The 6,430-nt window shown below is 38.4% G+C and carries 5 protein-coding genes; 4 read left to right on the forward strand and 1 reads right to left on the reverse strand.

The annotated features are described in order from the left end of the window. Window positions 1-1,188, reverse strand: a 1,188-nt coding sequence (locus HPY74_18980; GenBank protein NSW92697.1) for a transposase, incomplete at its 3' end; no start/stop codon positions are given. A gap of 176 nt (window positions 1,189-1,364) precedes the next feature. Between HPY74_18980 and HPY74_18985 the strand changes: the two genes are divergently transcribed. The 4 genes from HPY74_18985 to HPY74_19000 all read left to right on the forward strand — a co-directional run bounded on the left by HPY74_18985 (window position 1,365) and on the right by HPY74_19000 (window position 6,120). Further along, a complete protein-coding gene (locus HPY74_18985; GenBank protein ID NSW92698.1) occupies window positions 1,365-2,219 on the forward strand; it encodes a hypothetical protein in 855 nt (284 codons plus the stop codon). Between the two features lie 315 nt (window positions 2,220-2,534). Beyond that, on the forward strand, window positions 2,535-3,497 hold the full coding sequence (locus HPY74_18990; protein NSW92699.1) for a sugar ABC transporter permease: 963 nt from the start codon (window positions 2,535-2,537) through the stop codon (window positions 3,495-3,497). A 15-nt stretch (window positions 3,498-3,512) separates the two neighbouring features. After that, window positions 3,513-4,400 (forward strand): carbohydrate ABC transporter permease, encoded by an 888-nt coding sequence (locus tag HPY74_18995; GenBank protein NSW92700.1) that lies wholly within the window; start codon window positions 3,513-3,515, stop codon window positions 4,398-4,400. Window positions 4,401-4,464: 64 nt separating this feature from the next. Then, window positions 4,465-6,120 carry a hypothetical protein gene (locus HPY74_19000; GenBank protein ID NSW92701.1) on the forward strand — a complete coding sequence of 552 codons (1,656 nt, stop codon included), beginning with the start codon at window positions 4,465-4,467 and terminating at the stop codon, window positions 6,118-6,120. Window positions 6,121-6,430: the final 310 nt, after the last annotated feature.

Here is a 6,430-nt window from a genome sequence, read left to right on the forward strand (position 1 = left end):
ATCATTTACCTGTTTACTTTTAAGGTCTTTTGATGTTACATTAATAATGTACACAACATTATTAACTTTAATTTGCACAAAATCCTGTAAGAAGATTACAGTTTCACCAACTGTATTGAGGTTATTTTGAATTTGCAATATTTGTATGAATATGAATGAAAAAAACATTGCAGAGAAATAACCTTCAAGCTTCTTAGGATCGCGTGCTTGGACTTTTTCAAAGTTAAGGTGTTGCTTGATATCTCTGAAGAAGGTTTCGATATCCCAACGACAGAGATACTTTTTAACAATACCTTGAGCAGGAGTATCAAGCATATCGGTTATTATGAACCTGGTATTTTCAAGGGTGGCATTATAGCCGTTTTTGACAATTGCCAGCTTAACTTTACCGATACCAGGTAATATAACCGTTATAGCTTTGATATAAAATCCTGTTCCAGGGTAGTACCTGAACTGCTTCTTATTATGAAGCAAACAGATAGTCCTGACATTAAGGTTATGCCTGTTGTTGTACAATACTTTACGGTTATTCTTAATCATACAGACATAAGAATATCCGTATTTCTTAAGCACGCCAAGCAGTGCTTTGGAAGCATACCATGTGTCGAATGTGACGTATTCGGCAGCTAAACCAAATTTGTGGACGAAGTTTATCATATTAATAGCTAACTCGCCTTTTGTGTGGTAAACTTCGCTCTTTTCTTTTGGCATCCATATCCTGAAAGCTACAGGTATCCTAATCCAGCCATTAGACCATAAAAGCACTACAATATGCATTCCCCAAACATACTTCTTGTTAGTATTATCATAGACATAGGTTGTAGGGAAAATGCTTTTGCCAAAGGGCTTTCTGATAATAACATCATCTATTATCAAGTATCCAAGAGAAGCCGTTTGTGACTGTATAGCTTGAATAAATAGAATAATGAAATTGTTATTATTAATAGAAAGCAATGGCAATAGTCTCATTATGGCATCGTGGGATACCCAGCTAAGCTTTTGAGCGATATAAGTTGCAGTAGGATTATTGAAAAGGATTAGTCCTACACATAACGCCACAAACACTATAGTAAGGTTTCCAAGAAACAATCCATTAAAGTTTAGCTTGTATGTTAATTCCAAAATCATATCATGTATACCATGTTTGGAAATAGAAATATCTTCTAAGAAATTATTGGTATTTTTCAAACGAATCCCTGCTAAAATCATATCAAATATCGTTTACATAATATAGCTGTAACTGTTGGAAACCTTATTGCAACAACCTTTTAGACAATATTAGGTTTTCAAAGTCCTGATATATGAAGCTTTTAGCTTGTTTGCGTAAGTACTGTTATATAAATTGGGGAAGGCATCCGGAGCTATTGGACAAGGTGCCGGGATTTACAGGAGAAGTGAGACAAGATGCTTTAGGCAACATTATTGGACGTTTAAATCAAAAAACTAACGGTGAAATTATATGGGGAGTCCTGCAGGAAGATTGGAGTGCGTTGGCAGATTACAGGATACCACCCATTGATGAGGCTTACCGGCAAACCTTTCGGGATACAGTGGCAAAAAGCAAAGAACGGTATGTATTGGCTGTATTGCCTATAAGTCCATTTTCCACTGCTCGCAATCTGCGTATGCTGGAGAACTTCCTGGCCGATGTCTTATTGGAGCCTGAGAATGTTGAAAGTCTGCTTAATATAATAGTGGAGGCTGCCAATAAAATGATTGTGGATGCAGCGCAATGGGAAGCGGATGGTATATGCATATACGATGATTGGGGTACCCAACAAGCCCTGCTGATATCCCCGAAAGTCTGGCGCCAGCTTTTCAAACCCGTTTACAAACGGTTGATTGATATTACCCATGAGCATGGAATGAAATTCTTTATGCATTCCTGCGGGTATATTCATGAGATCATGGAAGATATGATTGAAATAAGTTTGGATGTATTCCAATTGGATCAGCCTGAGTTGCATGGAGTAGAAAAACTGGCTGACAAGTTTGGAGGGAGGGTAACTTTTTGGTGCCCCGTAGATATTCAGAAGATAATGCAGACCGGGGATCGGAGATTGATTGAAGAAACAGCTCGAAAGATGATTCGGGAGCTGGGCAGGTTTGAGGGTGGATTTATTGCCAAGGATTACCCATCCTGGGAGGATATTGATGTATTGCCTGAATGGGCGGGATGGGCCCGGGATGTTTTTCTGAAAGAAGGATTTTACCGGTAATATCTATGTATTTATCTATGTGTGTTAATTGGATTACATTGCTCAGGTATATTTGAATTGAACACAGGAGAACCGTCCCCTTGTGCTGTGTGTTGTGCTAATACCTGCTGGCATCAATTGCAATTACAATTGATGCCAGCAGGTATCTTTTTATTTACAGCACCGTGTTACCATGCGGACCCGGTCAATGGAGAGCGTAAATTTGATTATTTATGCTAAAGAAGTAAAAATCTATCAAGAAATAACAAAATACATCATAGAAATGAGGAGGAATCATGCGGTAATATAAATTCAAATAGGAAGTGGGGTTTTGTTATGAAAGAAACAGCAATAACAAAAGATAATCGAACTACTTTGATGGCAAATAAAAATTCACTATTCAGAAGAATTTGGAATTATAAAGCGTTGTTTTTAATGTTGTTGCCTGGCCTGTGTTTTATCTTGTTATTTAATTATGGCCCCATGTATGGCTTGCAGATTGCCTTTAAGGATTATAACATCGGCGAAGGAATTTGGGGAAGTTCTTGGGTGGGACTGAAACACTTTAAAATGTTCTTTAGCAATGCCAGTGCGCTCAGAGTTTTAAAAAACACATTGCTAATTAGCATATATAGGTTATTATGGGGTTTCCCAGCCCCTATAATTCTTGCTCTACTTATTAATGAAGTAGGAAATAAAGCTTTTAAGAGGGTTGCCCAAACCATTAGTTACCTTCCTCATTTTATCTCCTGGGTTATTGCAGCGGGAATTGTTATTAATGTGCTTTCACCCAGTACCGGAATTATCAATCATTTTCTCAAAGCCATAGGAATACAGCCAATATATTTTATGACGGATACCAGGTGGTTCCGGACAATTTTAGTGGCTTCAGGAATATGGAAGGAAGTTGGCTGGGGATCGGTGGTGTATTTAGCTGCTATATCGAGCATTGAAATAGAACAATACGATGCTGCTATAGTAGATGGTGCTACAAGAATACAGCGAATGCGCTATATTACAATACCTTCAATGCTTCCGCTTATCTCCATCATTCTTATATTATCGATGGGTGGAATTTTGAATGCTGGTTTTGATCAAATTTTCAATATGTATAATCCCATGGTATTTGAAGTATCCGATATCATTGATACCTATGTATACCGGATTGGACTGGTGCAGATGAATTATAGCTTTTCCACGGCAGTAGGATTTTTCAAATCAACGGTAGGGCTTACTTTAATACTCATTGTCCAGTTTATCACCAAGCAGCTGGGTAATTCCGAATATGGTCTATGGTAAAGGGAGTGTTTGGGAATGAATAGACATGATAGTAAAAGTGATCGAATTGTAGTTTTTATTGATTATATATTGCTTATTATTTTAATTCTTATCACCCTATACCCGTTTTGGGATTTAGTAGTATTATCTATCAGTCCGCGCAATGAAGCTCTTAGTTCCGGATTGCGCCTGTTTACTTTAAATCCTGATTTTCAAGCATATAAGCAGGTGTTTGAATCACCGGAAGTATGGCGCAGTTTCTATAACAGTATAATACGGGTAATAGCAGGAACTAGCATCAGTGTATTCTTTACAGCGCTGACAGCCTATCCTTTATCCAAAAAGGATCTACCTCTTAATAAGATAATTACCGGGCTTATCCTTTTCACTATGATGTTCAGTGGCGGGCTTATTCCAGGGTATTTATTAATGAAATCTCTTGGCATTTTGGATACCCTATGGGTTTTGATATTGCCGGGAGCAGTAGGAGCTTATAATATTATAATTATGCGAAATTTCTTGCGCACCCTCCCGGATAGTCTGGAAGAGTCTGCAAAGATTGACGGAGCCAAGGATTTTACTATTTGGTGGCAAATCGTTCTTCCTTTATCTACTCCGGTGCTGGCTACTGTAACTCTGTGGGTGGCGGTAGGGCATTGGAATGCCTACTTTGATGCATTGATTTATATTACTGATCGTTCCAAATATGTGCTGCCTGTGCTGCTGAGACGGATATTGCTGGAAAACCAGATAGAAATGTATCTTCCGGGACAGGCAGATACCAGCGGGGTAATTGTTAAACCTACAGAAGAGACGGTTAAAGCCGCCACCATTGTTATTAGTGCCATCCCCATTATAATGGTGTATCCATTTCTTCAAAAGCATTTTACCAAAGGAATAGTATTGGGTGCGGTAAAGGGTTAGATTTTGTTGTATCTAATGATCCGAATGGATCATCAAATAAAAAAAGAAAATAGGAGGTATAGTTATGAAAAAGTCATGCAAGAGGATTTTAGCATTTGTACTGACATTGCTTCTGATTTCTGTCATGTTTGCCGGATGCGGAGGGCAGGGGACATCATCGGATAAAGTACAACAAACTGATTCTGGTAAAGATACGGGTACCCAATCCAGTAATAAAGGAGAAACTTCTAAAGAGAAAACAAAATTTACATGGGCGACTTGGGTATTAGGCCCAGTAGATAACAACAGCTATGCTGAACAGAAATTAGAGGAAGCCTTTCCGGATGTGAATTTTGAATTCTGGGCCTTTGAAAGAGGTACCTGGATTGACCAGATCAATACTCGGGTAGCAGGGGGAGATATTCCGGATATCATCTATCGAGATAGTCAAGGTGTGGTTGTTGATTACGCAAAACAGGGGATTTTAGCTGAGGTTCCTTATGGATTAGTAAAAGAGCATGCTCCTAATATATACAAGGCCAGTTTGGATTATGGGCAAGAAGTGTGGCTGGCATGCAATGTTGATGGCAAAAATTACGGATTACCCATAATGCAGCCTTCTCAAACTCGACCTTTTACCAACGCTTGGCGAAAGGATTGGCTTAATAATGTTGGAATTACTAAAGTTCCGGAGACCATAGAGGAATTTGAAGATGCTTTTAAAAAATTTGTAAATGAAGATCCGGATGGAAACGGACAAAAGGATACTTATGGATTGTCTTTTAGAGGAAAGGACTTAGGATCTTACTTATTTATGGCTATTATGGGGGCTTATGGGGTATTTCCGGGACAATGGATGCTGCAGCCTGATGGAAGTGTGAAATGGGGAATAACTACCGAAGGAGCCAAACAAGCTTTAATTACTTTGAACCGTTGGTATAAAGAAGGTATAATTGATCCCGAATTCGTAACAACAGATAATGCGATCATCAAGCAAAAGTGGGCTAACGGTAAAATCGGATACATGACCTTTGGAACATGGTATCGATGGATACCCGGAGGGGAATACTATGAAGCATTAAAAGCAGTGAATCCAAATGCGGAGATGGTAATGGGACCGGCACCCAAGGGGCCTGAAGGACGATACGGATATATGAATTGGGGAACCATTACTTCTTCCATCACTTTTGGAAAGCACCTGGAAAAAGAACCTCAGAAGCTGCAGAAAGGTATACAGATTATTGATAGGGTTATGTCCGATAAAGAACTGTATGCCAATATCAAATTCGGAAAAGAAGGAGAGCATTGGTCCAGGAATGCTGAACATAATGGTGTGGAACCTATTCCCCCTTATAATGATCTACAGAAGACAGGAATCATCGGGTCAAATTTCTTTGGAAGCCTTGCAGGCACACCTGAAGTACAATCTTTCTACTCACGAAAAGATGAACCTGAATTATATAAATACGCCATTGCTGGGAATGTTAAAAATGGAAAGGATTATTTTACCTGGATTAGCCTGTTTACCAATCCGGAAGTTAGCAAGCAAGCTCAGGATGCAGGTCCTATATCCATCAAATGGGCCATTGATTTTATTATCGGAGCAAAACCTATCGATCAATTCGATCAATTTGTGAAGGAATGGGAAGCGGCAGGAGGAAAATTGCTTACGGAAGATGCCAATAGGGCATATAAAGAAGGAGCAGTAAGAATTGAAGAAATGAAGAAGCAGTTCAATTAAAACGATTTATTTAATATAATTTAATATAATTGCAGGAAGCAGATGCTATAAGGGAAAGGTGCTATAAGGGGAAGCCTAACCTTTCCTTTATAGCTTTTCTTTATCAAATACTTTATCATATATTTTTTCTAGCTCTTGTGTATAATTTTATGCAATGTTATAATACCTGACTTTGGTATCAGACATTAAAAAATGGTGATAACTTTACAAAAATTGTAAGGCTGTTGCAACTGCAACAGCCCTTTTAAGTATCCGAAAATTCAAGTTATAGTTTATAGTTGAATATCGATTTTATTTGTGACTCTGTCAG

Source organism: Bacillota bacterium, from assembly GCA_013314855.1.
Taxonomy (GTDB): Bacteria; Bacillota; Clostridia; order Acetivibrionales; family DUMC01; genus Ch48.

Bases quoted from the DNA above. Each gene is read 5' to 3' on its own strand.
- HPY74_18990 (NSW92699.1), top strand. From the start codon at position 2,535: ATGAAAGAAACAGCAATAACAAAAGATAATCGAACTACTTTGATGGCA.
- HPY74_18995 (NSW92700.1), top strand. From the start codon at position 3,513: ATGAATAGACATGATAGTAAAAGTGATCGAATTGTAGTTTTTATTGAT.
- HPY74_19000 (NSW92701.1), top strand. From the start codon at position 4,465: ATGAAAAAGTCATGCAAGAGGATTTTAGCATTTGTACTGACATTGCTT.